We start from the raw sequence: 24396 nt of genomic DNA on the forward strand, positions 1-24396 counted from the left end.
CTTCGCAGACCTCTGACGTTTCAGGCAGCCGTCGCTTCCAAGCCGGCCTTGGCCGTCATGGTCGTTTTTAAGAATCCCTCCCTCCTAAAGGCCTGGATCAATGAGCAAGCAACCCTCCCTGAGCTACAAGGACGCCGGTGTAGACATCGACGCCGGCGAAGCACTGGTCGAACGCATCAAGGGCGTGGCAAAACGCACCGCACGCCCTGAAGTCATGGGTGGCCTGGGTGGCTTCGGCGCCCTCTGCGAGATCCCGGCCGGCTACAAGCAGCCGGTTCTGGTCTCCGGCACCGACGGCGTCGGCACCAAGCTGCGCCTGGCGCTGAACCTGAACAAACACGACAGCATCGGCCAGGACCTGGTCGCCATGTGCGTCAACGACCTGGTGGTGTGCGGCGCCGAGCCGCTGTTCTTCCTCGACTACTACGCCACCGGCAAGCTCAACGTCGACGTCGCCGCTACGGTGGTTACCGGCATCGGTGCCGGCTGTGAACTGGCTGGCTGCTCGCTGGTCGGCGGCGAAACCGCCGAGATGCCTGGCATGTACGAAGGCGAAGACTACGACCTGGCCGGTTTCTGCGTCGGCGTGGTGGAAAAGGCCGAGATCATCGACGGCTCCAAGGTTGCCACCGGCGACGCGCTGATCGCCCTGCCGTCTTCCGGCCCGCACTCCAACGGCTACTCGCTGATCCGCAAGATCCTCGAAGTGTCCGGCACCGACATCGAGAACACCCAGCTCGACGGCAAGCCACTGACCGACCTGCTGATGGCGCCAACCCGCATCTACGTCAAACCGCTGCTGCAACTGATCAAGAACACTGGCGCGGTCAAGGCCATGGCCCACATCACCGGTGGCGGCCTGCTGGACAACATCCCGCGCGTACTGCCGAAAAACGCCCAGGCCGTGGTTGACGTGGCCAGCTGGCAGCGCCCTGTAGTGTTCGACTTCCTGCAGGAAAAAGGCAACGTCGACGAGCACGAAATGCACCGCGTACTGAACTGCGGCGTGGGCATGGTCATCTGCGTGGCCCAGGACCAGGTCGAAACCGCCCTGAACGAACTGCGCGCCGCCGGTGAGCAGCCATGGGTGATCGGCCATATCGCCGAAGCCGCCGAAGGCGCCGCCCAGGTCGAGCTGCAAAACCTCAAGGCACACTGATGCCGAGCAAGACCTGTAATGTAGTGGTATTGCTGTCGGGTTCCGGCAGCAACCTGCAAGCCCTGATCGACAGCTGCCGCCGTGACGACAGCCCGGTGCGCATCCGCGCGGTGGTTTCCAACCGTGCCGACGCCTACGGCCTGCAACGCGCCGCAGCAGCGGGCATCGACACCGCCGTACTGGACCACACCGGTTTCGACGGTCGCGAAGCCTTTGATGCGGCGCTGATGGCGCGCATCGACGGCTTTGCGCCCGACCTGGTGGTGCTGGCCGGTTTCATGCGCATCCTCAGTGGCGACTTCGTGCGCCACTATCAGGGCCGCCTGCTCAATATCCACCCGTCGCTGCTGCCCAAGTACAAGGGCTTGCATACCCACCGCCGGGCCCTGGAGGCAGGCGACGCCGAGCACGGCTGCAGCGTACACTTCGTCACCGAGGAACTCGATGGCGGCCCACTGGTCGTACAGGCTGTGGTACCGGTGACGTCGGACGACACTGCTGAAAGCCTGGCCCATCGGGTTCACCACCAGGAACACCAGATTTACCCGCTGGCGGTGCACTGGTTCGCCGAAGGACGCTTGCGTCTGGGTGAGCACGGTGCGTTACTGGATGGCCAGCCTCTGGCGGCCAGCGGTCATTTGATTCGACCCTAGGAGATTTTATGCGTCGCGCCCTGCTCTTGGCTCTCGCCGTGCTCGCCCTGCCCCTCCAGGCAGCTGATCTGAAGCCTTTCTCGGCCAGCTACACCGCCGACTGGAAGCAACTGCCCATGAGCGGCACCGCCGAACGCAGCCTGGTCAAAAATGCCAACGGTACTTGGAACCTTAATTTCAGGGCCTCCATGATGATCGCCAGCCTGACCGAGCAAAGCACCCTGCGCTTGGAAAACGACACCCTGCTGCCGCAGAAGTATCACTTCGAACGTGGCGGCCTGGGCAAGGCGAAGAAGGTCGACCTGAACTTTGACTGGAACAGCAAGAAAGTCACCGGTAGCGACCGTGGCGATGCCGTCAGCCTGCCGCTCAACCGCGGCGTGCTGGACAAGTCGTCTTATCAACTGGCGCTGCAGCATGACGTGGCGGCCGGCAAGAAGAGCATGACCTACCAGGTGGTCGACGGTGACGAGATCGACACCTACGATTTCCGCGTACTGGGCACCGAGAAGGTCACCACCAAGACCGGCCAGGTCGATGCGGTCAAGGTCGAGCGCGTGCGCGACCCAAGCCAAAGCAAGCGCATCACCGAGCTGTGGTTCGCCAAGAACTGGGACTACCTGCTGGTGCAACTGCGCCAGGTCGAAACCGATGGCAAGGAGTACGTGATCGTGCTGCAGGAAGGTACGGTCGATGGCAAGTCGGTGAAGGGAAACTGATCCGGCACTGCCAGATGCATCCGAAGCCCCGCCTTGTGCGGGGCTTCTTTTTGCCTGACATTTACGTTTCATGAAACTTGTTTCATGGCCGTTTTATTTACTTAGCCTGCTAACAAACTCTATAAAGAAGACCTGCGACACAGTGCCGCAGCTAACTGAAAAGTGGAGTTTACCGATGACAGTCCAAGTAACCGAACGCGACGAATCGAAAATGTCCCACGAAGGCCTAGCCGCTGGCGTGCGGATCTGGGATGTGCACCAGCAAGGCCAACTGGTGGGGATGTTCCACAATGAACACGAAGCCCACCTTTACCGTGTAGAGCTTGAAGACTTGGAAAGTCAGCGCGCTACACAATGAGCCAGCAATGCCACAGTCTTTGAATAAAAAAACCCCGCCTAGGCGGGGTTTTTGCTGCTTACCACATCAGGTCGTCAGGGATCTTGTATGCCGCATACGGGTCATCCTCGTCGGCTTCCTCGACATGGGTGTTGAGCAGCAGCACGCGATGAGGGTCGCGCTCCTGGATCTTCACCGCCGCCTCACGTGGAATCACTTCGTAGCCGCCAGCAAACGAGACCACCGCCAGCGAGCCATTGCTCAGCTTGCTGCGCATCAGGGCATTGACTGCAATGCGCTTGACCTTCTTGTCGTCGACGAAGTTGTAGTAGTCCTCACTGTTGAGCTTGGGCAGGCGGGTCGCTTCGATCAACTGCTTGATCTGCGCGGCACGGGCCTTCTGCTCGGCCTTTTCCTGCTGCTGACGGTTCAGCTCCTGGTCACGCTTGGCCTTCTCGGCCATGGCTTCCTTGGCCAGGCGCTGTTGGGTGTCGTCCACCTCGACCTGGCCTTTGTGCTCCAGGCGCTTTTGTTTCTTCTGGGCTTTGTTGGTCTGCGAGACCTGTTTCTGGTTGACCAGACCGGCTTTGAGCAATTGGTCGCGAAGGGAAAGGCTCATGAATGTTCACTCACTTATGCAACAGCTCAGCCGCAGCTGGGCAGGTTCTTTTCCTGACGTTTGGCTTCACCCCAAAGGGTATCCAGCTCGTCAAGGCTACAATCTTCGATGGGTCGACCGCTGTCGCGCAACGCCTGTTCGATAAAACGAAAACGTCGCTCGAACTTGCGGTTGGCGCGGCGCAGGGCGTGCTCCGGGTCGTGCTTGAGGTGGCGAGCCAGGTTGACGGTGGCAAATAGCAGATCACCCACTTCATCTTCCAGCGCATCGGCATCACCGTCGGCCATGGCCTGCAGGACTTCATCCAGCTCCTCGCGCACCTTGTCCAGCACCGGCAATGCGTCGGGCCAGTCGAAACCGACCGTGGCCGCACGCCTCTGCAGTTTGGCTGCCCGCGACAGCGCCGGCAATGCCGCTGGCACATCATCGAGCAACGACAGCTGTTCGGGTTCGCTTGCTTCGGCGCGCTCCTCGGCTTTGATCTCTTCCCAGCGCGACTTGACCTGGGCCTCGCTCAGGCTGGGTGTGTCCACCGGTGCGTACAGCTCGCCAGTGGGGAATACATGCGGGTGGCGGCGGATCAGCTTGCGGGTGATGCTGTCGACCACCCCGTCAAACTCGAAACGCCCCTCTTCCCGGGCCAGCTGGCTGTAGTAGACCACCTGGAACAACAGATCGCCCAGCTCACCCTGCAAGTGCTCGAAATCGCCGCGTTCGATGGTGTCGGCGACTTCGTAGGCTTCCTCGATGGTGTGCGGAACGATACTGGCGTAGTCCTGCTTCAAGTCCCACGGGCAGCCATACTGCGGGTCGCGCAGGCGGGCCATGAGGTGCAGCAGGTCTTCGAGGGTGTAAGTCATCTGAACAGGTCCTTCGGTGGTGCGCCCTTCGCGGGCAAGCCCGCTCCCACAGGCACAGTGCTTATCTTGAGGTTTGCACTCAACCTGGGGGAGCGGTCTTGCCCGCGAAGCAGCCACCTCGCGCTCAAGGGGTACGGTTACGCCGCGTCTCGATGATGTTGGGCAACTGCGAAATCCGCCCCAGCAAGCGCCCAAGCGCATCCAGGCCAGGAATCTCGATGGTCAGCGACATCAACGCGGTGTTGTCTTCCTTGTTCGAGCGGGTGTTGACCGCCAGCACGTTGATCTTCTCGTTGAGCAGCACCTGCGACACGTCACGCAACAAGCCTGGGCGGTCGTAGGCACGGATGACGATGTCGACCGGGTAGGTCTGCACCGGGATCGGCCCCCAACTGACCTGGATCATCCGCTCTGGCTCTTTGCCTGACAGTTGCAGCACCGAAGCGCAGTCCTGACGGTGGATGCTCACACCACGGCCCTGGGTGATGTAGCCGACGATGGCATCGCCCGGCAGCGGCTGGCAGCAACCCGCCATCTGCGTCAGCAGGTTGCCGACACCCTGGATCTGGATATCGCCGCGCTTGCCGGTACGCGGCCCCGTGGGCTTGCGTGACACCAGCTCGATCTGCTCGATACGCTCGGGTTCGAGCAACTGCTGAGCGGCGTTGACCAGATGGGCCAGGCGCAGATCACCCGCGCCAAGCGAGGCGAACATGTCCTCGGCGGTCTTGACGTTGGTCTTCTCGGCCAGGCGCTCGAAGTCCACCTGTGGCAGGCCCAGACGGCTGAGTTCACGTTCGAGCAAGGTCTTGCCGGCGGCGACGTTCTGGTCACGTGCCTGCAGCTTGAACCAGTGGACGATCTTGGCCCGTGCCCGCGAGGTGGTGACGTAGCCCAGGTTGGAGTTCAGCCAGTCACGGCTCGGGCTACCGTGCTTGCTGGTGATGATCTCCACCTGCTCGCCGGTCTGCAGGCTGTAGTTGAGCGGCACGATGCGCCCGTTGATCTTGGCGCCACGGCAGTTGTGGCCGATCTCGGTGTGCACGCGGTAGGCGAAGTCCAGCGGCGTGGCACCCTTGGGCAGGTCGATGGCGTGGCCGTCGGGGGTGAAGATGTACACCCGGTCCGGCTCGATATCGACCCGCAGCTGTTCGGCCAGGCCGCCGATGTCGCCCAGTTCCTCGTGCCATTCGAGCACCTGGCGCAGCCAGGAGATCTTCTCTTCATAGTGATTGGAGCTGGGCTTGACGTCGGTGCCCTTGTAACGCCAGTGGGCGCAAACGCCAAGCTCGGCTTCCTCGTGCATGCCGTGGGTGCGAATCTGCACTTCCAGCACCTTGCCCTCGGGGCCGATCACCGCCGTGTGCAGCGAGCGGTAGCCATTTTCCTTGGGGTTGGCGATGTAATCGTCGAACTCTTTGGGGATGTGCCGCCAGAGGGTGTGGACGATACCCAGCGCGGTGTAGCAGTCGCGCACTTCCGGCACCAGCACGCGAACCGCACGCACGTCGTAGATCTGGCTGAATTCCAGGCCTTTGCGCTGCATCTTGCGCCAGATCGAATAGATGTGTTTCGCCCGGCCGCTGATGTCAGCGTTGACGCCGGTCGCCAGCAGCTCGTTCTGCAGCTGGTTCATCACGTCGCTGATAAAGCGCTCGCGGTCCAGCCGGCGCTCGTGCAGGAGCTTGGCGATCTGCTTGTACTGATCGGGCTCAAGGTAGCGGAAAGACAGGTCTTCCAGCTCCCACTTGATGTGACCGATGCCCAGGCGATGCGCCAGTGGGGCATAGATGTCGAACACCTCGCGCGCGACACGCAAGCGTTTCTCGTCGTCGGCAGACTTCACCGCGCGGATCGCGCAGGTACGCTCGGCCAGCTTGATGAGTGCCACACGCACGTCGTCGACCATGGCCACGAGCATCTTGCGCAGGTTCTCGACCTGCGCCTGGGAGCCCAGCACCAACGACTGGCGCGGGCTGAGGCTGGCGCTGATCGCCGCCATGCGCAGCACGCCGTCGATCAGCTTGGACACCACCGGCCCAAAGCGCTGACTGACTTCGGCCAAGGTCACCTTGCCTTCACGTACCGAGCGGTAGATGACGGCCGCTACCAGCGAATCCTGGTCGAGCTTGAGGTCGGCGAGAATTTCGGCGATCTCCAGGCCCGCCTGGAAGCTGGACGTACCGTCGGCCCAGGAATGCTTGGCAGGATTACCCTTTTTCTCGACTTCGTGAGCGAACTCGCAGGCCTCTTTGAGCTCCGCGCGATTCAGTGCCGAATCGACGCTTACCACATGATCCAGCCATGCTTCGAGATTGATACTGCCGTCGGTGTTGACCGGCTGGTGCACTCTCACCTGTACCATCTTTGTTTTACCTTTCCATACAGCGCACCACGCGGGTGCGCAGGCTTCCACCGTGTGGCCGCCATTCCTTGGCAGCCGCACCAACGGGCCAGTCTGCTAGCCCGCTTCGAATAACGCCATGGCCTCGACATGCGCCGTCTGAGGAAACATGTCGAGAATCCCGGCCCTTTTTAACCGGTACCCCTGACCGACCAGCACCTGGGCGTCTCGCGCCAGCGTGGCCGGGTTGCACGATACGTAGACCAGCCGCCTGGCCTTGAGGCGGGCGATGTCTTGCACCACCTCGTAAGCACCGTCGCGCGGTGGATCCAAGAGTACCGCAGAAAAGCCTTCGGCGGCCCATTCGGCACCTGCCAAAGGCTGCGATAAATCGGCCTGAAAAAACCGTGCGTTATGCACATTGTTGTTTCGGGCATTGGCCGCAGCCCGATCGACCATGGCCTGCACGCCTTCCACCGCCACCACTTCACGTGCCTGGCGCGCCAGCGGCAGGGCAAAGTTGCCCAGGCCGCAGAACAGGTCCAGCACACGCTCGTCGGCCTGCGGTGCGAGCCAGGCCAGGGCCTGCTCGATCATCGCCGTGTTGACCTGGGCGTTGACCTGCACGAAGTCGCCAGGGCGCCAGGCCAGCTCCAACTGCCAGGGCTCCAAGGCAAAGCCCAGTTTCGCGGCCGAATCCACCGGCGCAGGCTCGCCTTCGCCCTGCAACCAGAGCTGCGCCTTGGCCTCGTCGCAAAATGCCTGCAGGCGGGCCAGATCATCGGCCGGCAGCGGCGCGACATGGCGCACCAGCACGGCATCGGCGGTACCGCTGAACAGCTCCACATGGCCAATCACCTGCGGCTTGCTCAACGCACGCAGCGCAGTTGGCAAGTGACGCAGAATCGACTGCAAGGGCTGTACCAGTACCGCGCAATCGTCGATGGCAATGATGTCTTGGCTGGCTTCGGCACGGAAGCCGACCTCCAGCTGACGTGCCTTGATGTCCCAGCGCACGGCTACCCGTGCCCGGCGTCGATAGCCGAATTCCGGCCCACTCAGGGGCGCGGCCCACTCTTCGGGCTGTATCCCCGCGACCCGTTGCAGCTGTTCGGCCAGGGTGCGCTGCTTGAGCGCCAGCTGCCCTTCGTGGGGCAAATGCTGCAGGTTGCAGCCACCACAACGGGCATAGTGCCGGCACGGTGCCTCGCGCCGCTCGGGGCTGGCCTGCAGGACGCGCTCCAGGCGCGCCTCCACCACCTTGCCACGGGCATTGAGCACGCGGGCCTCGACCGCTTCACCGGCCAACGCGCCGCTGACGAACCAGGTACGCCCTTCATGGAAGGCGATGCCACGGCCGTCACCGGCCAGGCGCTCGATATCCAGGCGCTGTTTCTTGCCCACGGGAACCTGGGGGCTACGGTTGCCACCGGCTGGCTGGAAGCGCAGGCCGCTGTTGCTTTTCTTTTTGGACATTTAGCTCGGATCAAACAGGCCAGTGGACAGGTATCGGTCACCACGGTCGCAGATGATTGCGACCATTACCGCGTTTTCCACCTCTTGGGACAGGCGCAGCATCGCCGCAACCGCACCACCGGAAGACACGCCACAGAAAATGCCCTCTTCGCGGGCAAGGCGGCGGGTGATGTCTTCGGCTTCCTGCTGCGACATGTCGACCACGCGATCCACGCGGCTGGCGTCGAAGATTTTCGGCAGGTATTCCTCCGGCCAGCGGCGGATGCCAGGAATGGCCGAGCCTTCCATCGGCTGCAGGCCGACGATCTGCACCGCTGGGTTCTGCTCTTTGAGGTACTGCGAGCAGCCCATGATGGTGCCGGTGGTCCCCATGGAGCTGACGAAATGGGTGATGGTGCCCTGGGTCTGCTGCCAGATCTCCGGGCCCGTGCTGTTGTAATGGGCGATCGGGTTGTCGCCATTGGCGAACTGGTCGAGCACCAGACCGCGGCCCTCGGCCTGCAGCTTCTCGGCCAGGTCACGGGCACCTTCCATGCCTTCTTCCTTGGTCACCAGGATCAACTCGGCGCCGTAGGCCGTCATGGCGGACTTGCGTTCGGCGGTGGCGTTGTCCGGCATGATCAGGATCATTTTGTAACCTTTGATCGCTGCCGCCATCGCCAAGGCAATGCCGGTGTTGCCGGAGGTCGCCTCGATCAACGTGTCACCGGGCTTGATCTGGCCGCGCAGTTCGGCGCGGGTGATCATCGACAGCGCCGGGCGGTCCTTGACCGAACCGGCGGGATTGTTGCCTTCGAGCTTGAGCAAGAGCGTGTTGCTGGTGTCTCCGGCAATGCGCTGCAGGCGAACCAGGGGCGTATTGCCGACGCAATCGGCGATGGTTGGGTACTGCAAGGTCATGGCGTATTTCACAATCCGGACGGCAGGGGCGCCTATCATACCGGCAATCCTTTCCCGGCCATATCACGCAATCTGTGGTGCATATAGCTACAAGCTATAAGTGGCCGATTTCAGCCCATTACCGCCCTGTTCGCGCGCCGCGGGCTCATGCACCGGCAGGCGCATCCACAAGCGCAGCCCACGCTTGCCATTCTCCGCCCACAGCGTCCCGCCCTGGCGTTGGATAGCGCTGCGCGCAATGCTCAAGCCCAGCCCGAAACCACCATCCCCCGGCCGCGAACCGTCCAGCCGCGAGAACGGCGCGAAGATCCGCTCCAGGTCCTCTTCTGCCACGCCACCGCCTTCATCTTCCAACCATAGCCACCAATGGTTGCCCTCACGCTGCCCGCCGAGCCGCACCAGCCCGTTGGCCGGCGAGTGACGGATGGCATTGCGCAGCATGTTCTCCAGCGCTTGGGCCAGGTGATTGAGGTTGCCCTGCACCCAACAACTGGCGGGCAGTTCGCAGCGCAGGCGCTCGGGTGACCAGCCGCTTTCGTAACTGGCGTCCTCGGCGAGCAGGTCCCATAACGCCTGAACCTGGATGGGCTCAAGGTTCATCGGCGCGCGCTCGGCGTCCTGCCAGGCCAACTGCAAGGTGCCCTCGACCAACTGCTGCATGCAATCCACCTCACGCGCCAGGCGTTCGCGCAGGCGCTGCAAGTCAGTTTCGCCATCGCAGGCCACGCGCAGCCGGCTCAGCGGCGTGCGCATTTCGTGGGACAGGTCGCGCAACATCTGCTGTTGCATGGCCACCGTACCCTGCAACCGCTCGGCCATCTGGTCGAACGCGCGGGCCAGCTCACCGAGTTCGTCATGCCGAGCAATGGTGCGCGAATCGAGGCGGGCCGACAGCTGGTCGGCCCGCCAGGCATTGGCCTGCTCACGCAACTGGTTGAGCGGCATGATCAACATGCGGTACAGGCCCACGCACAACAGCAAGGTGAACAGGCCGGGGATGATGCCGTTGGTCACCACCCGCCACAGCACGCGGTATTGCCCTGGGTTGAGGCGCTCGGGCAGCTCGATCACCAGCATGCCCTGCTCTGGCGCCCCCGGGAATGGGATACGCACCCAAGGCTGGTCGACGCTACGTCGGCTCATGGGCCAGTCGACACCGCGCAGGCGCGTCAGACGCCGCATGATGTCGGGGTGCAGGGTGGCGCTATCGAGCGGGCGCAAGTTGCTGTCCAGCACCCCCACCCAACCGCGCTCGCGCTGATGCATGGCCTGCACCCAGCGGTCCAGCCCCACTTGCCCGTCGCTGCGCCAGGCCTGCTCGGCCTCAGCCGCGTAACCGCGCAGCAACTGGCGCGCCGGCTCGGAAAGAAAGGCGTTCTGGGTTTCCATGTGCCGGCCCCAGGTGTAGCTCAGGCCGATCATCAGCAGGCAGAAGCCCACCAGCAGGATGGCCAGCTTCCAGAACAGCGAATGACGGTCGAGCATGGCTTACTCTATCTCGCTGGCGCTGAGCACGTAGCCCTTGCCCCAGACCGTGCGGATCTGCCGCTCCTGGTAGCCGATGCCCTTGAGCTTGCGGCGGATCTGGCTGACGTGCATGTCCAGGCTGCGATCATGGCGCGAGTAACCACGCTGCAAAACCTGCTGATAAAGGAAGGGCTTGCTCAGCACCTCCTCCAGGTTGCGGTTGAGGATCTCGAGCAAGCGATATTCGCTGGGCGTAAGGCCTGCCAGCCGCCCCTCGAGCCTGACATCGCTGAGCCCTTCGTCGAACTGCAACTCCCCGGCAGCGGCGTCCTGCTGCGGCTGATGACGCCGTTCCAGGGCCACGCGCCGCAGGATAGCCTCGATGCGCACCTGCAGTTCGGCCATGCTGAAGGGCTTGGGCAGGTAGTCGTCGGCGCCGCGCTGAAAACCGCTGATGCGGTCGGCCTCGGCGCCCAGCGCCGACATCAGGATCACCGGTGTGGCACTGCGCTGGCGTAGCTGGGCCAGTGCATCCAGGCCATTGAGCCCTGGTAGCAGAATGTCCATGAGCACCACATCGAATGCCTGACGGCCGGCCGTTTCCAGGCCTTCAAGCCCATTGCGGCACCAGGTCACCTGGAAGCCGCCACGCTGCAGCTCTTCGTACAGATAAGCGCCCAGTACCGGGTCATCCTCGATGGCGAGAATAGTGGAGGTGTGAATAGCTACGGGATTCATTGGCAACTGCCATGCATTCTCAATTGCGCAATTATTGAGCATCCGCTCCGCTCTAAGCAACCGCCCTGCGACCAATGCCTCGACAAGGCCACGAAAAGACTGACAAATGGGTGCAATAGCCGAGCAGGCGGAGTAACTTTCCGGCTTGGTCCGTCACGCGGTTGACGGCGTCCAGGCACATGACAGGAGGCAAGTGTGCTCGATCGTTTGGGAATCAGAAGCCGGGTCCTGCTACTGGCCCTGCTGCCTGCCGGCCTGATGGCGCTGGTACTGGGCAGTTATTTCACCTGGTTGCAGCAAAGCGATTTGCGTACCCAGTTACTGCAACGGGGCAAAATGATCGCCGAGCAGCTGGCGCCACTGGCCGCGCCTGCCATGGCCAAGTTGGCCCCTGCACAGCTGGAACGGATTGCCGCGCAGACTCTGGAGCAGACAGATGTGCGCGCCGTCGCCTTTCTTGCCCCGGACCGCACGCGCCTGGCCCATGCCGGCCCCAGCATGCTCAACCAGCCGCCAAGCGGCGGCACCGGCACGCAACTGTTGCAACGCTCCGGCAATGATGCCACCCGCTACCTGATGCCGGTCTTCGGCCACCACCGCGACCTGGCCACCGACGCCGTGCCGGCCGAGGCCGAGCGCCTGCTGGGCTGGGTCGAAATCGAACTGTCGCATGACGGCACCCTGCTGCGCGGCTACCGTAACCTGTTCACCAGCCTGCTGCTGATTCTCGCCTGCCTGGCCCTCAGTGGCCTGCTTGCACTGCGCATGAGCCGCGCCATCAATGACCCGATCAAACGCATCAAGCATGCGGTCAATCAGCTCAAGGACGGCCACCTGGACGAACGCCTGCCGGCCATGGGCAGCCATGAACTGGACGAGCTGGGCCGCGGCATCAACCGCATGGCCGAGACCCTGCACAGCGCCCACGAAGAACTGCAGCACAGCATCGACCAAGCTACCGAGGACGTGCGCCAGAACCTGGAGACCATCGAGATCCAGAACATCGAGCTGGACATGGCCCGCAAGGAAGCCCTGGAGGCCAGCCGGATCAAGTCCGAGTTCCTGGCCAACATGAGCCACGAGATCCGCACCCCGCTCAACGGCATCCTCGGCTTCACCCACCTGCTGCAGAAAAGCGAGCTGACGCCGCGCCAGCTGGACTACCTGAGCACCATCGAGAAGTCCGCCGACAACCTGCTGGGGATCATCAACGAGATCCTCGATTTCTCCAAGATCGAGGCCGGCAAGCTGGTGCTCGACAGCATTCCGTTCAACCTGCGCGACCTGGTCCAGGACACCCTGACCATCCTCGCGCCTGCCGCGCACGCCAAGCAGCTCGAACTGCTCAGCCTGATCTACCGTGACACCCCGTCCTCGCTGGTCGGCGACCCGCTGCGGCTCAAGCAGATCCTCACCAACCTGGTGAGCAACGCCATCAAGTTCACCCGCGAAGGCACCATCGTCGTGCGTGCCATGCTTGAGGACGAACACGAAGACAGCGCGCAGCTTCGCATCAGCGTGCAGGACACCGGTATCGGCCTGTCACCGCAGGATGTGCGCACGCTGTTCCAGGCGTTCAGCCAGGCTGACAACTCGCTGGCGCGCCAGCCCGGCGGCACCGGCCTGGGCCTGGTGATTTCCAAGCGCCTGATCGAGCAGATGGGCGGTGAGATTGGCGTCGACAGCACGCCGGGCGAAGGCTCGCAGTTCTGGATCAGCCTCAACCTGCCCAAGGCGCACGACGATGCCGAGGAGCTGCCGCTGCAACCGCTGCTGGGGCGCCGCGCCGCCATCGTCGACAGCCATGAGCTGGCGCGCCAGGCGCTGGAGCACCAGCTTGAAGACTGCGGCCTGAGCGTCAGCCTGTTCGCATCTTTCGATCAGTTGCTGCATGCCGTGCAGGCCGCCCACCAGGTCGGCCACCCGTTCGACTTCGCAGTGCTCGGCGCCAACCTGGGCAACCTGACCCCAGAGCAGCTCGGCGAGTACCACCAGCAACTGGAGCGCTACCAATGCCAATGCGTGGTGCTGTGCCCGACCACCGAGCAGGCGCTGTACCACCCGTACCTGCCCAATGGGCATGGCCAGTTACTGTCCAAACCGACCTGTACGCGCAAGTTGCGCCGGCTGTTGCTGGAGCTGGTCCAGCCGCGTCGCCCGCTGGGCGAGCCGAACACCCAGAGCGGCCAGCGCCAGCCCAAGATTCTGTGCGTCGATGACAATGCGGCCAACCTGCTGCTGGTACAGACCCTGCTCGAAGACCTCGGTGCCGAGGTGCTGGCCGTCGACAACGGCCATGCAGCGGTACAAGCGGTGCAGGACGAGCCTTTCGACCTGGTGCTGATGGATGTGCAGATGCCAGGCATGGACGGCCGCGCCTGCACCGAGCAGATTCGCCTGTGGGAAAGCGCCCAGAGCGGCAGCCCGCTGCCGATCGTCGCCCTCACCGCCCATGCCATGGCCAATGAAAAACGCGCCCTGCTGCATGCCGGCATGGACGACTACCTGACCAAACCGATCAGCGAGCGGCAGTTGGCCCAGGTGGTGATGAAGTGGACCGGCCTGAGCCTTGGCATGCCACAGCAGGAGCGCCTGTCGGAGCAACTGGCCAACGGCGACGAACTCAAGGTACTCGACCCCGAGGAAGGCTTGCGCCTGGCCGCCGGCAAGCCCGACCTGGCTGCCGACATGCTGGCCATGCTGTTGGCGTCGCTTGAGTCCGATCGCGAGGCGATACGTACCGCGCGCGCGGCAGGCGATAGCACCACGCTGATCGAACAGGTACACCGCCTCAACGGTGCCTCACGCTACTGCGGCGTGCCGCAACTGCGGGCAGCGTGCCAACGTAGCGAGACCTTGCTCAAACAGGAGCATCCGCATGCGCAGCAGGCACTGGATGAGCTGGACGGCGCGATCAGCCGGCTCGCATCACAGGCGCACATCAACGCCTGACAGGCCCCCGACTACAATCCCCAGACCCTCGCAAAGGAAGCCCGACCATGCGCGCCCTGTTGTTCAGCAGCCAGCACTACGACCAGGAAAGCTTCACCCAGGCCGCCGCCGGCAACGCGCTGGAACTGCACTTCCAGCCGGCGCGGCTTACCCAGGACACCGCGCCCCTTGCCAGTGGCTACGAGGTCGTCTGCGCCTTCATCAACGATGAGCTCGACGCCCAGGTGCTGACGCGCCTGGCCGCAGGCGGCACACGCCTGATCGCCCTGCGTTCGGCAGGCTATAACCATGTCGACCTCAACGCCGCCCAACGCCTGGGCCTGGCCGTGGTGCGGGTACCGGCCTATTCGCCACACGCCGTGGCCGAGCACGCCGTGGCACTGATCCTCGCCCTCAACCGGCGCCTGCACCGGGCCTACAACCGCACCCGCGAAGGCGATTTCACCCTGCATGGCCTGACCGGCTTCGACCTGCACGGCAAGACCGTGGGCGTGGTCGGCACCGGCCAGATCGGCGCTGCCTTCGCCCGCATCATGGCCGGCTTCGGCTGCCAGTTGCTGGCCTACGACCCCTACCCCAACCCGGAACTGCTAGCCCTCGGCGCCCGCTACCTGCCCCTGCCCGAGCTGCTGCGCGAGGCGCGCATCATCAGCCTGCATTGCCCGCTGACCGAGCATACCCGGCACCTGATCAACGCGCAGAGCCTCGCCCAACTGCAACCTGGGGCGATGCTGATCAACACTGGCCGTGGCGCCCTGGTCGACACCCCGGCACTGATCGACGCACTCAAGAGCGGGCAGCTCGGCTACCTGGGTCTGGATGTTTACGAAGAAGAAGCGCAACTGTTTTTTGAAGACCGCTCAGACCTGCCACTGCAAGACGATGTGCTGGCCCGGCTGCTGACCTTCCCCAACGTGATCATCACCGCCCACCAGGCCTTTCTAACCCGCGAAGCCCTGGACGCCATCGCCACCACCACTCTGGACAACATCAACCGCTGGATGGCAGGCAATCCACAGAATCTGGTATTGGGTTAATGCTAGGATACGCGGCATTTCTGGAGGACCCATGGTCGAGCACGATTTCCGCTACACCCTATTCAACCCGCAACACACCCTGATCGAGTGCCGCGCCCTGGTACCCGGCCGCTATCAGGTGACCGGCAACGGCGGTTCGATGCACAAGGGCGATACCCTGCTGGTAACCCTGAAGGGCAGCAAGGACTTGTCCATGCGCTTGGCCGTGGAAAGCGTGCGACACCTGATCAACCCACGCGGCCAATGGGTCGCCGTGGCTAGCGGCCCGGTATTCAACGAACTGGAGATCCTCACCTGGCAGGTCGAATGCGACCAGTGCGACGCGGTGCTGGATTTCGAATTCGCGGTGGACGCCAAACTGGGCAAGAAAGCCCGTCAGCCGGCGGCCAGCGCACGTATCGCTGAACTGGGCTGGGCCAGCCGTGGCGAGAAGCACCTGTGCCCGCGTTGCCAGGAGAGCGCTGCGTGAAAAATCTGCTGACCGGCGTGCTGATTGCCACCGGCCTGCTCGGCTGCGCCGCGCAACCGTCGAAGCTGCAGCAGGAGCGCAGTTATGTGCTGGAGTGGATTGGCGAACGCCCGCTGATTGACTACAGCCACCTCACCTTGACCTTGGCCAGCGATGGCCGCGCTTATGGCAATGGCGGCTGCAACCACTGGTTTGCGCCGTATACGCTGGAGGGCGAGCAACTGAGCTTCGGCAAGGTCGGCAAGACCCGCAAGCTGTGCGCACCGGCATTGATGGAGCAGGAAAAACGCTTCTTGCAGGCACTGGAGACGGTGCAGCGCTGGGATGTGTCGCCGGTGGAGCAGATGCGCTTCTGGCCGGCCGAGGGCAAGCCGTTGCGGTTCTGGCCCGAGGAAGGCTGAGGACTGCGCAGCCCGCTCCCACAGGAATCCCGCAGTATTCGATGCTGCGGTGATTCTGTGGAAGCGGGCTTACCCGCGAAAGGGCTTCCTGTTACATCAAGCGCCCTTCAGGGCCTTGATCTTGGCCTGTAGCCCTTCCAGCGTCTGCTCGCCCATCAACTGCTCACGCACCTTGCCCTTGTCATCGATGATGTAGGTCACCGGCAGCGCCTCGCTGCGCGGCAGCTCATAGCGCTCGGCCGGGTCCTGCGCCAGCACGGTAAACCCGATGCCCAAGGTCTCGGATGCCTGCTTGAGGTCCGCGCCTTGCAAGCCATCGAAGTTCACCCCAACCACCTTGATACCCTCGGCCGCCCATTGCTTGGCCGCCGCGTTCAGTTCAGGGATTTCGGTACGGCACGGCCCGCACCATTCTGCCCAGTAGTTGAGCACCAGCCAGTGCCCTTCGATCTGTTCGGCCTTTACTGTATTGCCGTGTTGGTCCACGCCGTAATCGGCACCGCAACCACCGAGCAAAAGGCTCGCGGTGATGGCCAGTACTGCTGCCAGACGCCTTGCCATGGGTCAATCCTTCTCGAAGTTTCAAGCAAATGGTTCAGTCGCTGCGGTTAGAATAGCCGCCACAACCAGCTGGATGCGACCCGACATGACTGACCTGACGCTCTATCATAACCCGCGCTGCTCGAAATCCCGCGGCGCGCTGGAACTGCTCGAAGCACGCGGCCTGGCACCCACCATCGTGCGCTACCTCGAAACCCCTCCGGACACCGCCACCCTGGCGGCGCTGCTTGGCAAGCTGGGGCTCTCCCCGCGCCAGCTGCTGCGCACCGGTGAAGACGAATACAAAGACCTGAACCTGGCCGACCCGGCCCTGACCGACGCGCAACTGATCGAAGCCATGGCCCAACACCCCAAGCTGATCGAACGGCCGATCCTGGTGGCTGGCGATAAAGCCGTGATCGGGCGCCCACCCGAGAAAGTGCTGGAGATTCTGCCGTGAGCCAGCCCTTCATCCTGGTGTTGTATTACAGCCGCCATGGCGCCACCAGCGAGATGGCCCGGCACATTGCCCGTGGCATCGAGATGGCCGGCATGGAAGCACGCCTGCGCACCGTGCCGGCGATTTCCACCGAATGCGAAGCCGTGGCCCCGGATATCCCGGCCAGCGGCGCCCTGTACGCCACCCTTGACGACCTGCGCCATTGTGCCGGCCTGGTGCTGGGCAGCCCGACCCGCTTCGGCAACATGGCCGCGCCGTTGAAATACTTCCTCGACGGCACCAGCAGCCTGTGGCTGGGCGGAGAGCTGGTGGGCAAGCCGGCCGGGGTATTCACCTCCACCGCCAGCCTGCATGGCGGCCAGGAAACCACCCTGCTGTCGATGATGCTGCCGCTGATGCACCACGGCATGCTGGTGATGGGCCTGCCCTACAGCGAATCGGCCTTGCTCGAAACGCGCGGCGGCGGCACACCCTATGGCGCCAGCCACCATGCCGGTGCCGACGGCAAGCGCGAGCTCGACCCGCACGAAATCACCCTGTGCCGTGCACTCGGCCAACGCCTGGCGAGCACCGCCAAGGCCCTGGAGGCCGCGCGTGGCTAAAAAGCCGAAGGTGTTGCCGCCGCTGGAATGGCTGACACCCCGCCTGCGCCTGACGCGGGCGTTGAGCCTGGCGTGCTTTTTTGGCCTGATCGCACTGCTGGTGGCGAACAACCTGTGGTTCGCCAACCTGCACGGGGCGCGGGTCGAAGTGATTCTGGCGATCGAGCTGGTACCGCTGCTGTTGCTGCTGCCGGGCATGCTGACAGGCAGTGCCCGGGCACATGCCTGGACCTGCTTTGTGGTGAATATCTATTTCATCAAGGGGGTGTTGGCGGCGTTCGACCCGGCACGGGCGGTGTTTGGCTGGGTTGAAGTGCTGGTGAGCCTGGGGTTGTTCGTCAGCGGGCTGCTGTTTGTGCGCTGGAAGTTCCAGCATGAGCGGCGCATGGCGGGCGAAGGTAGTTGAATGCGGGGCTGCCTTGCAGCCCTTTCGCGGGGCAAGCCCGCTCCCACAGGTATTGCAAGGCACCTTAGATCGGTGACATACCTGTGGGAGCGGGCTTGCCCCGCGAATGCAACAGCGCCAATCTCAATGGTTGACGGTATGCGCCAGCATCACCGACAACTGGCACAACGGCCGCCCACTCTCGGCATGCCACTGGTTGAACGCCTGCTGCACCAACGCCAGGTCACGCTGACTGGTTGGCTGCTTGTCGATCACTTTCTGCGCAATCAACGCAGCCGCCATGTCGTCGGTCGGGATAAACGTATCCTTGCCGACCATGCGCAAGAACCGCGGCGCCGACAGCCCACCCAACTGGTTGCCATGCTTGGCCAGGTACTTCCACAAGCCGACGATATCGGTCACCGGCCAGTCGGCGATGAACGCGCCGAAACTGCCCTTCTCCTTCGCCACATCCAGCACCATCTGCGCATTGCGCGGCACGCTCTTGAGTTTGCCCAGGTGGCGGATGATGCGCTCGTCCTGCATCAACCGCTCCAGGTGCTCGGCGCCCATCAGCACCACCTTCTCGGGGTCGAAACCGAAGAACACCTGCTCGAACGCCGGCCACTTGGCATCCACCAGGCTGTGCTTGAGCCCGGCGCGGAACACGCGCAAGGCCAGGGTCGACAGGTAGCGATCATCGCTGATGTCGCGCAGTTGCGCAGGCGTGCGCGGCTGCGGCAGAAAGGCCTCAAGGGCCTGCGCCGAGCCGAAGCGGTTCAGGCAGTACTCATGCAGCCACTGGTAATCGCGCATGGGGTCAGATGTTCAGCACGTCGAGGAAACGCGGGGTGGCGTTTTCGTCGATCTTCAGGCTGGTGAAGTCGAACAGATTGCGGTCCGCCAACTGCGACGGCGCCACATTCTGCAGCGCGCGGAAAATGCTCTCGGTACGGCCCGGGTGCTTGCGCTCCCACTCCACCAGCATGTCCTTGACCACCTGGCGCTGCAGGTTCTCCTGCGAGCCGCACAGGTTGCACGGAATGATCGGGAATTCGCGCATGTCCGAATAAGCCTGGATGTCCTTCTCGCTGCAATAGGCCAGCGGGCGAATCACCACGTTACGGCCATCGTCGGCACGCAGCTTGGGCGGCATGCCCTTGAGCGAGCCGTTGAAGAACATGTTGAGGAAGAACGTCTCGACGATATCGTCGCGGTGGTGCCCCAAGGCCATCTTGGTCGCGCCGATTTCGTCGGCGAAGGTGTACAGGGTGCCACGGCGCAGGCGCGAGCACAGCGAGCAGGTGGTCTTGCCCTCGGGCACCAGCTCCTTGACCACCGAGTAGGTGTCTTTCTCGACGATGTGATACTCGACGCCCAGCTCTTTGAGGTAGGCCGGCAGCACGTGCTCGGGGAAGCCGGGCTGCTTCTGGTCCATGTTCACCGCCACGATCTCGAACTGGATCGGTGCCACCTTCTGCAGGTGCAACAGAACGTCGAGCATGGTGTAGCTGTCCTTGCCGCCAGACAGGCAGACCATGACCTTGTCGCCATCCTCGATCATGTTGTAGTCGGTGATGGCTTCGCCGGCGAGACGACGCAGGCGTTTTTGCAGTTTGTTCTGGTTGACCGAGAGGGTGCCCATAGCGCTTGGATCCGCGAGGTGTGACAAAAGCCGGCTATTTTACGCACAAACCGCGCGGCGCTGTAGGCATTCCGATAAAGACTTCAAGGTAATCAACAGTACGCCTGACAGCGCAATTTGCTCTAAAAAGCGCCGTTTGTGCAGGTAACGGCTTCCTATACTGCGACATAAGGCCACATTACCGCTTGCATCAAGGTTCGGGCCTCGGGCCGCTTGCGCTCCATCTGGGGGGCGTTTGGCAACATTGAGAGGAGTGATCGGCATGATTCATCACGTTGTGGGGCTGTTTACCCATCCCGATCAGGAATGGCGGGAAATTCGTGGCGAAGAAGAATCCATCAGCCACATGTACCTGACGCACACCTTGATCCTGGCGGCGATCCCTGCCGTTTCTGCATTTATCGGTACGACCCAGGTCGGCTGGGTGATTGGCGACCGGCCAGCGGTGATGCTGACCATGGAAAGCGCAATCTGGATGAGCATCATGTCTTACCTGGCGATGCTCGCCGGGGTGGCGGTGATGGGCGCGTTCATCCACTGGATGGCACGCACCTACGACGCCAACCCCTCCATGGCGCAATGCATTGCCTTTGCCACCTACACCGCCACCCCGCTGTTCCTCGGCGGCCTGGCGGCGCTTTACCCGCACCTGTGGCTGGGCATGCTGATCGGCACTGCAGCGATCTGCTACACGGTGTACCTGTTGTATGTCGGCTTGCCGACGTTCATGAACATTCCACCCGATGAAGGCTTCCTGTTTTCCAGCTCGGTGCTGGCAGTGGGCCTTGTGGTACTGGTGGCGATCATGGCCGCGACCGTGATCATCTGGGGACTGGGCGTGGGGCCCGTTTACACCAACTAGAACAGTCCAACGAGATCCAACCAACACAGGGGCATCAACCAGAGGCCGCCGCAAGGCGGCCTCTGGCTGTGCGCTGACCGGTGGCTCGGCAAGCCGCCAAGGCTTGCGGCATAATGCCGGGTCAGGAGAATTACCCCGCCATGCCCGAGCTGCTCAGACAACGCGTCGAAACCTGTTACCAGCAAGCCGAAACCTTCTTCAAACGCCCCTTCCCGCGCCCGGAAGTCAGCTTCAAGCTGCGCGGCCAAAAGGCCGGCGTCGCCCACCTGCACGAGAACCTGCTGCGCTTCAACCTGCAGCTGTACCGCGAAAACCAGGAAGACTTCCTGCGCCAGACCGTGGCCCACGAGGTGGCGCACCTGGTGGCTCACCAGCTGTTTGGCGAGCGCATCCAGGCCCATGGCGAGGAATGGCAATTGATCATGCGGGGTGTGTACGAATTGCCACCCAATCGCTGCCACAACTACGAAGTGCAACGGCGGGTGGTGACGCGCTACATCTATCGCTGCCCCTGCCCGCAAAGTGACTTTGCGTTTACCGCGCAGCGGCACAAGCTGGTGCGCCAGGGGCGGCGCTACCTGTGCAGGCGGTGCCGGGCGATTCTGGAATACAGCGGTGAGACGCGCGTTGAATGATCCCAGGCATTAGAAAGGCGACCCAAGGGTCGCCTTTCTCGTAGCAGCCTGCGCCTTATTTCTCGACGAAGGCGCGCTCGATCAGGTAGTCACCCGGCTCGCGCATGCGGGCGGAGACTTTCAGGCCGAAGCTGTCGAGCACTTCGCTGGTCTCGTCCAGCATGCTTGGGCTGCCGCAGATCATCGCGCGGTCGTCCTGCGGGTTGATCGGTGGCAGGCCGATGTCGCTGAACAGCTTGCCGCTGCGCATCAGGTCGGTCAGGCGGCCCTGGTTCTCGAACGGCTCGCGCGTCACGGTCGGGTAGTAGATCAGCTTGTCGCGTACCGACTCACCGAAGAACTCGTTCTGCGGCAGGTGCTCGGTGATGAACTCGCGGTAAGCCACTTCGTTCACATAACGCACGCCGTGAACCAGGATCACTTTCTCGAAGCGCTCGTAGGTTTCCGGGTCCTGGATGACGCTCATGAAGGGCGCCAGGCCAGTGCCAGTGCTCAGCAGGTACAGGTGCTTGCCCGGGTTCAGGTCATCGAGCACCAGGGTGCCGGTAGGCTTCTTGCTGATGATGATCTCGTCGCCTTCCTTCAGGTGCTGCAACTGGGAAGTCAGCGGGCCGTCCGGCACCTTGATGCTGAAGAATTCCAGGTGCTCTTCCCAGTTCGGCGAGGCGATGGAATAGGCGCGCATGAGCGGGCGGCCGCTTTCCTGCTGCAGGCCGATCATCACGAACTGACCGTTCTCGAAGCGCAGGCCCGGATCCCGGGTGCACTTGAAGCTGAACAGGGTGTCGTTCCAGTGGTGCACACTGAGGACACGTTCGTGGTTCATGTTGCTCATCGATGGGGCTCCTGAAGAAAGACGCAGCGCGCGCAAAACGCGCAGTTGCGCGATAGTTTAGGGGCAGCGACAATATCTGTTAACTGAATTATCAAGATATGTGTTATCGGTTATATAGATATGCGATTCACACTTCGTCAGCTCCAGGTCTTCGTCGCCGTGGCCCAGCATCAAAGCGTCTCTCGGGCCGCCGGCCTGCTGTCGCTGTCGCAGTCGGCTGCCAGCACTTCCATCACCGAGCTTGAGCGCCAATCCAGCTGCCAGCTGTTCGATCGCGCCGGCAAGCGCCTGAGCCTCAACGCCCTGGGCCATCAACTGCTGCCACAGGCTGTCGCCTTGCTCGACCAGGCCAAGGAAATCGAAGACCTGCTCAATGGCAAGTCGGCCTTCGGCTCGCTGGCGGTCGGCGCCACGCTGACCATTGGCAACTACCTGGCGACCCTGCTGATCGGCAGCTTCATGCAGGTACACCCGGAAAGCCAGGTCAAGCTGCACGTGCAGAACACGGCGCACATTGTGCAACAAGTCGCTCACTACGAAATTGATCTGGGTCTGATCGAAGGCGATTGCAACCACCCAGACCTGGAGGTTCAGCCCTGGGTCGAGGACGAACTGGTCGTGTTCTGCGCGCCACAGCACCCACTGGCCACGCTGGGCCACGCAGACATTCAGACATTGTCCCAGGAAGCCTGGATTCTTCGCGAGCAAGGCTCCGGCACGCGCCTGACCTTTGACCAGGCCATGCGTCATCATCGCGCCAACCTCAACATCCGCCTGGAGCTCGAACACACCGAGGCGATCAAGCGGGCGGTGGAGTCGGGCCTGGGCATCGGCTGCATCTCGCGCCTGGCCCTGCGCGATGCCTTCCGCCGTGGCAGCCTGGTACCGGTCGAAACCCCGGAGCTGGACTTGATGCGCCAGTTCTACTTCATCTGGCACAAGCAGAAATACCAGACCTCGGCCATGCGCGAGTTTCTTGAGCTATGCCGCAACTTCACCGCAGGCTTCACCCGCAGTGATGAAATCGTGCTGCCGGCAATCGCCTAGAGCAGAATCACGCCCCAGACCAGCGCAACCATGGTCAGCGCCACCAGTTGCGCGGCGCTGCCCATGTCCTTGGCATTTTTCGACAAGGGGTGGCGTTCCAGCGAAATACGGTCGATGGCGGCTTCCACCGCCGAGTTGAACAACTCGACGATCAAGCCCAGCAGACACACCGCAATCATGATCGCCCGCTCCGCGCGGCTGACCGGCAGCCAGAAGGCAGTCGGGATCAGCAGCACGTTGAGCAGCACCAGTTGACGGAACGCGGCCTCGCCCTTGAAGGCGGCGCGCAAGCCGTCCAGCGAGTAGCCGGCGGCGTTGAAGATGCGTTTGAGGCCGGTCTGGCCTTTGAATGGCGACATGTGCGTCACTTCACCGAAGAAAGGCCGGCAGACTAATCCAGCGTGGGTCAAAAAAGCGTGAAGAAGCAGGCAGTTAGTTGCTGGCTACCGATTCAAGTTGTTGCAGCAGCAAGGCTGCCTGGGTACGCGTACGCACGCCCAGCTTGCGGAAGATCGCCGTCACGTGGGCCTTGATGGTGGCCTCCGAGACACTCAGCTCATAGGCGATCTGCTTGTTCAACAAGCCTTCACAGACCATGGTCAGCACCCGGAACTGCTGCGGTGTGAGGCTGGCCAGCCCTTCGCTGGCAGCCTTGGCTTCGGCCGAAACATCGACTTTCTCAAACGCTTGCGGTGGCCACCAGACCTCGCCGTCCAGCACCTTGCGCACGGCGTCCTGAATCACTTCCAGCGGGCTGGACTTGGGGATGAAACCACTGGCACCAAACTCGCGGGACTTGACCACGACTGCTGCCTCTTCCTGCGCCGATACCATCACCACGGGGATCTGCGGGTATTGCCCACGCAGCAGGACCAACCCGGAGAACCCGTAGGCGCCCGGCATGTTCAGGTCCAGCAGGACCAGATCCCAGTCGGCTTTTTCGCTCAGACGGGTTTCCAGCTCGGCAATGCTCGCGACCTCAACCAGGCGCACATCGGCGCCAAGGCCCAGGGTAACAGCCTGGCGCAGGGCGCCACGAAACAGCGGGTGGTCATCGGCAATCAGGATTTCGTAAGTGGCCATCGATCTAAGGATCCTGTTCTGTGCCAGGCGCGTGCGAGGTAGTAAGGGCGCTTGGCGGAAAGGCACGGCGAAGCCGGGGTAACGGCACCTTCGGCGTGCCCGAATCGGCGCCAAGGATGCCGAGCACGGTCGGGGTGGTCAAGCCAATTGCCCTGCCGTCCTCGCCCACCC

27 protein-coding genes are annotated in these 24396 nt (G+C 63.0%); 14 read left to right on the plus strand and 13 right to left on the minus strand.

Going from position 1 to position 24396, the window contains the following annotated elements:
- The first annotated feature begins 100 nt into the window (after positions 1 to 100).
- The 4 genes from purM to OGV19_RS17700 all read left to right on the plus strand — a co-directional run bounded on the left by purM (position 101) and on the right by OGV19_RS17700 (position 2889).
- On the plus strand, positions 101 to 1159 hold the full coding sequence (gene purM, locus OGV19_RS17685; protein WP_264309933.1) for a phosphoribosylformylglycinamidine cyclo-ligase: 1059 nt from the start codon (positions 101 to 103) through the stop codon (positions 1157 to 1159).
- On the plus strand, positions 1159 to 1812 hold the full coding sequence (gene purN / locus OGV19_RS17690) for a phosphoribosylglycinamide formyltransferase (RefSeq protein ID WP_264309934.1): 654 nt from the start codon (positions 1159 to 1161) through the stop codon (positions 1810 to 1812). The genes purM and purN overlap by 1 nt, the downstream gene beginning before the upstream one ends.
- Positions 1813 to 1820: 8 nt before the next feature.
- Positions 1821 to 2531 carry a DUF3108 domain-containing protein gene (locus tag OGV19_RS17695; RefSeq protein ID WP_264309935.1) on the plus strand — a complete coding sequence of 237 codons (711 nt, stop codon included), beginning with the start codon at positions 1821 to 1823 and terminating at the stop codon, positions 2529 to 2531.
- 175 nt (positions 2532 to 2706) lie between these two features.
- Positions 2707 to 2889 carry a hypothetical protein gene (locus tag OGV19_RS17700; protein ID WP_264309936.1) on the plus strand — a complete coding sequence of 61 codons (183 nt, stop codon included), beginning with the start codon at positions 2707 to 2709 and terminating at the stop codon, positions 2887 to 2889.
- Positions 2890 to 2947: 58 nt separating this feature from the next.
- Here OGV19_RS17700 and OGV19_RS17705 read toward each other — a convergent pair whose 3' ends face one another.
- From OGV19_RS17705 to OGV19_RS17735, 7 genes are all read right to left on the minus strand, one after another.
- Positions 2948 to 3487: a DUF2058 domain-containing protein gene (locus tag OGV19_RS17705; RefSeq protein WP_264309937.1), complete on the minus strand. Its 540-nt coding sequence runs from the start codon at positions 3485 to 3487 to the stop codon at positions 2948 to 2950.
- A gap of 26 nt (positions 3488 to 3513) precedes the next feature.
- Positions 3514 to 4347, minus strand: coding sequence for a nucleoside triphosphate pyrophosphohydrolase (gene mazG, locus OGV19_RS17710; protein ID WP_264309938.1), 834 nt, complete (start codon positions 4345 to 4347; stop codon positions 3514 to 3516).
- Between the two features lie 124 nt (positions 4348 to 4471).
- Complete coding sequence (gene relA / locus OGV19_RS17715; protein ID WP_264309939.1) at positions 4472 to 6712, minus strand: GTP diphosphokinase; 2241 nt, start codon at positions 6710 to 6712, stop codon at positions 4472 to 4474.
- 96 nt (positions 6713 to 6808) lie between these two features.
- Positions 6809 to 8167, minus strand: a complete 1359-nt coding sequence (gene rlmD, locus OGV19_RS17720; protein ID WP_264309940.1) for a 23S rRNA (uracil(1939)-C(5))-methyltransferase RlmD — start codon at positions 8165 to 8167, stop codon at positions 6809 to 6811.
- Positions 8168 to 9067: a cysteine synthase CysM gene (gene cysM / locus OGV19_RS17725; protein WP_264313967.1), complete on the minus strand. Its 900-nt coding sequence runs from the start codon at positions 9065 to 9067 to the stop codon at positions 8168 to 8170. It lies immediately after the preceding gene.
- Between the two features lie 87 nt (positions 9068 to 9154).
- Positions 9155 to 10552 carry a sensor histidine kinase gene (locus OGV19_RS17730; protein WP_264309941.1) on the minus strand — a complete coding sequence of 466 codons (1398 nt, stop codon included), beginning with the start codon at positions 10550 to 10552 and terminating at the stop codon, positions 9155 to 9157.
- Positions 10553 to 10555: 3 nt separating this feature from the next.
- A complete protein-coding gene (locus OGV19_RS17735; protein WP_264309942.1) occupies positions 10556 to 11272 on the minus strand; it encodes a response regulator transcription factor in 717 nt (238 codons plus the stop codon).
- A 195-nt stretch (positions 11273 to 11467) separates the two neighbouring features.
- Here OGV19_RS17735 and OGV19_RS17740 point away from each other — a divergent pair, with 195 nt between their 5' ends.
- Genes OGV19_RS17740 through OGV19_RS17755 form a run of 4 tightly spaced genes read left to right on the plus strand, consistent with a single transcriptional unit; the run spans position 11468 to position 16131 of the window.
- The gene (locus OGV19_RS17740; protein ID WP_264309943.1) at positions 11468 to 14224 is read left to right on the plus strand and encodes a response regulator; all 2757 of its coding nucleotides are present in this window, start codon (positions 11468 to 11470) and stop codon (positions 14222 to 14224) included.
- A gap of 47 nt (positions 14225 to 14271) precedes the next feature.
- On the plus strand, positions 14272 to 15261 hold the full coding sequence (locus tag OGV19_RS17745) for a 2-hydroxyacid dehydrogenase (protein ID WP_264309944.1): 990 nt from the start codon (positions 14272 to 14274) through the stop codon (positions 15259 to 15261).
- 31 nt (positions 15262 to 15292) lie between these two features.
- Complete coding sequence (locus tag OGV19_RS17750) at positions 15293 to 15730, plus strand: hypothetical protein (protein WP_264309945.1); 438 nt, start codon at positions 15293 to 15295, stop codon at positions 15728 to 15730.
- On the plus strand, positions 15727 to 16131 hold the full coding sequence (locus tag OGV19_RS17755) for an META domain-containing protein (RefSeq protein ID WP_264309946.1): 405 nt from the start codon (positions 15727 to 15729) through the stop codon (positions 16129 to 16131). Before OGV19_RS17750 ends, OGV19_RS17755 begins: the two co-directional genes overlap by 4 nt.
- A gap of 96 nt (positions 16132 to 16227) precedes the next feature.
- Here OGV19_RS17755 and OGV19_RS17760 read toward each other — a convergent pair whose 3' ends face one another.
- Complete coding sequence (locus tag OGV19_RS17760; protein ID WP_264309947.1) at positions 16228 to 16692, minus strand: TlpA disulfide reductase family protein; 465 nt, start codon at positions 16690 to 16692, stop codon at positions 16228 to 16230.
- Between the two features lie 85 nt (positions 16693 to 16777).
- Here OGV19_RS17760 and arsC point away from each other — a divergent pair, with 85 nt between their 5' ends.
- The 3 genes from arsC to OGV19_RS17775 are packed head-to-tail and all read left to right on the plus strand — an operon-like array spanning position 16778 to position 18139.
- Positions 16778 to 17131 (plus strand): arsenate reductase (glutaredoxin), encoded by a 354-nt coding sequence (gene arsC / locus OGV19_RS17765; RefSeq protein ID WP_264309948.1) that lies wholly within the window; start codon positions 16778 to 16780, stop codon positions 17129 to 17131.
- Positions 17128 to 17733 carry an NAD(P)H:quinone oxidoreductase gene (gene wrbA / locus OGV19_RS17770; RefSeq protein WP_264309949.1) on the plus strand — a complete coding sequence of 202 codons (606 nt, stop codon included), beginning with the start codon at positions 17128 to 17130 and terminating at the stop codon, positions 17731 to 17733. The genes arsC and wrbA overlap by 4 nt, the downstream gene beginning before the upstream one ends.
- Positions 17726 to 18139, plus strand: coding sequence for a DUF2069 domain-containing protein (locus OGV19_RS17775; RefSeq protein ID WP_264309950.1), 414 nt, complete (start codon positions 17726 to 17728; stop codon positions 18137 to 18139). The genes wrbA and OGV19_RS17775 overlap by 8 nt, the downstream gene beginning before the upstream one ends.
- A 123-nt stretch (positions 18140 to 18262) precedes the next feature.
- Here the strand turns inward: OGV19_RS17775 and OGV19_RS17780 are convergent, their stop codons facing one another.
- Both OGV19_RS17780 and ttcA read right to left on the minus strand, forming a co-directional pair.
- Positions 18263 to 18934, minus strand: coding sequence for a DNA-3-methyladenine glycosylase I (locus OGV19_RS17780; RefSeq protein ID WP_264309951.1), 672 nt, complete (start codon positions 18932 to 18934; stop codon positions 18263 to 18265).
- A gap of 4 nt (positions 18935 to 18938) precedes the next feature.
- Complete coding sequence (ttcA, locus tag OGV19_RS17785; RefSeq protein WP_264309952.1) at positions 18939 to 19763, minus strand: tRNA 2-thiocytidine(32) synthetase TtcA; 825 nt, start codon at positions 19761 to 19763, stop codon at positions 18939 to 18941.
- Positions 19764 to 20025: 262 nt separating this feature from the next.
- Here ttcA and OGV19_RS17790 point away from each other — a divergent pair, with 262 nt between their 5' ends.
- Together OGV19_RS17790 and OGV19_RS17795 are read left to right on the plus strand one after the other, a co-directional pair.
- Complete coding sequence (locus OGV19_RS17790) at positions 20026 to 20625, plus strand: Yip1 family protein (RefSeq protein ID WP_264309953.1); 600 nt, start codon at positions 20026 to 20028, stop codon at positions 20623 to 20625.
- A gap of 140 nt (positions 20626 to 20765) precedes the next feature.
- Positions 20766 to 21260: a SprT family zinc-dependent metalloprotease gene (locus OGV19_RS17795; RefSeq protein ID WP_264309954.1), complete on the plus strand. Its 495-nt coding sequence runs from the start codon at positions 20766 to 20768 to the stop codon at positions 21258 to 21260.
- A gap of 55 nt (positions 21261 to 21315) precedes the next feature.
- Here the strand turns inward: OGV19_RS17795 and fpr are convergent, their stop codons facing one another.
- The gene (gene fpr / locus OGV19_RS17800) at positions 21316 to 22095 is read right to left on the minus strand and encodes a ferredoxin-NADP reductase (protein WP_016501130.1); all 780 of its coding nucleotides are present in this window, start codon (positions 22093 to 22095) and stop codon (positions 21316 to 21318) included.
- Between the two features lie 120 nt (positions 22096 to 22215).
- Between fpr and finR the strand changes: the two genes are divergently transcribed.
- On the plus strand, positions 22216 to 23142 hold the full coding sequence (gene finR, locus OGV19_RS17805) for a LysR family transcriptional regulator FinR (RefSeq protein ID WP_264309955.1): 927 nt from the start codon (positions 22216 to 22218) through the stop codon (positions 23140 to 23142).
- Here finR and OGV19_RS17810 read toward each other — a convergent pair.
- A complete protein-coding gene (locus tag OGV19_RS17810) occupies positions 23139 to 23501 on the minus strand; it encodes a diacylglycerol kinase (protein WP_027595832.1) in 363 nt (120 codons plus the stop codon). The two genes, finR and OGV19_RS17810, sit on opposite strands and share 4 nt — an antisense overlap.
- A 73-nt stretch (positions 23502 to 23574) precedes the next feature.
- Positions 23575 to 24225: a response regulator transcription factor ErdR gene (gene erdR / locus OGV19_RS17815; RefSeq protein WP_264309956.1), complete on the minus strand. Its 651-nt coding sequence runs from the start codon at positions 24223 to 24225 to the stop codon at positions 23575 to 23577.
- Between the last annotated feature and the right edge of the window lie 171 nt (positions 24226 to 24396).

It is taken from the genome of Pseudomonas putida, assembly GCF_025905425.1.
GTDB lineage: Bacteria > Pseudomonadota > Gammaproteobacteria > Pseudomonadales > Pseudomonadaceae > Aquipseudomonas > Aquipseudomonas putida_AF.

Bases quoted from the DNA above. Each gene is read 5' to 3' on its own strand.
- purM (WP_264309933.1), top strand. From the start codon at position 101: ATGAGCAAGCAACCCTCCCTGAGCTACAAGGACGCCGGTGTAGACATC.
- purN (WP_264309934.1), top strand. From the start codon at position 1,159: ATGCCGAGCAAGACCTGTAATGTAGTGGTATTGCTGTCGGGTTCCGGC.
- mazG (WP_264309938.1), bottom strand. From the start codon at position 4,347: ATGACTTACACCCTCGAAGACCTGCTGCACCTCATGGCCCGCCTGCGC.
- OGV19_RS17695 (WP_264309935.1), top strand. From the start codon at position 1,821: ATGCGTCGCGCCCTGCTCTTGGCTCTCGCCGTGCTCGCCCTGCCCCTC.
- OGV19_RS17705 (WP_264309937.1), bottom strand. From the start codon at position 3,487: ATGAGCCTTTCCCTTCGCGACCAATTGCTCAAAGCCGGTCTGGTCAAC.
- OGV19_RS17735 (WP_264309942.1), bottom strand. From the start codon at position 11,272: ATGAATCCCGTAGCTATTCACACCTCCACTATTCTCGCCATCGAGGAT.
- OGV19_RS17745 (WP_264309944.1), top strand. From the start codon at position 14,272: ATGCGCGCCCTGTTGTTCAGCAGCCAGCACTACGACCAGGAAAGCTTC.
- arsC (WP_264309948.1), top strand. From the start codon at position 16,778: ATGACTGACCTGACGCTCTATCATAACCCGCGCTGCTCGAAATCCCGC.
- cysM (WP_264313967.1), bottom strand. From the start codon at position 9,067: ATGACCTTGCAGTACCCAACCATCGCCGATTGCGTCGGCAATACGCCC.
- OGV19_RS17760 (WP_264309947.1), bottom strand. From the start codon at position 16,692: ATGGCAAGGCGTCTGGCAGCAGTACTGGCCATCACCGCGAGCCTTTTG.
- OGV19_RS17780 (WP_264309951.1), bottom strand. From the start codon at position 18,934: ATGCGCGATTACCAGTGGCTGCATGAGTACTGCCTGAACCGCTTCGGC.
- rlmD (WP_264309940.1), bottom strand. From the start codon at position 8,167: ATGTCCAAAAAGAAAAGCAACAGCGGCCTGCGCTTCCAGCCAGCCGGT.
- OGV19_RS17750 (WP_264309945.1), top strand. From the start codon at position 15,293: ATGGTCGAGCACGATTTCCGCTACACCCTATTCAACCCGCAACACACC.
- finR (WP_264309955.1), top strand. From the start codon at position 22,216: ATGCGATTCACACTTCGTCAGCTCCAGGTCTTCGTCGCCGTGGCCCAG.
- OGV19_RS17810 (WP_027595832.1), bottom strand. From the start codon at position 23,501: ATGTCGCCATTCAAAGGCCAGACCGGCCTCAAACGCATCTTCAACGCC.
- fpr (WP_016501130.1), bottom strand. From the start codon at position 22,095: ATGAGCAACATGAACCACGAACGTGTCCTCAGTGTGCACCACTGGAAC.
- OGV19_RS17700 (WP_264309936.1), top strand. From the start codon at position 2,707: ATGACAGTCCAAGTAACCGAACGCGACGAATCGAAAATGTCCCACGAA.
- relA (WP_264309939.1), bottom strand. From the start codon at position 6,712: ATGGTACAGGTGAGAGTGCACCAGCCGGTCAACACCGACGGCAGTATC.
- OGV19_RS17795 (WP_264309954.1), top strand. From the start codon at position 20,766: ATGCCCGAGCTGCTCAGACAACGCGTCGAAACCTGTTACCAGCAAGCC.
- erdR (WP_264309956.1), bottom strand. From the start codon at position 24,225: ATGGCCACTTACGAAATCCTGATTGCCGATGACCACCCGCTGTTTCGT.
- ttcA (WP_264309952.1), bottom strand. From the start codon at position 19,763: ATGGGCACCCTCTCGGTCAACCAGAACAAACTGCAAAAACGCCTGCGT.
- OGV19_RS17790 (WP_264309953.1), top strand. From the start codon at position 20,026: ATGATTCATCACGTTGTGGGGCTGTTTACCCATCCCGATCAGGAATGG.
- OGV19_RS17730 (WP_264309941.1), bottom strand. From the start codon at position 10,552: ATGCTCGACCGTCATTCGCTGTTCTGGAAGCTGGCCATCCTGCTGGTG.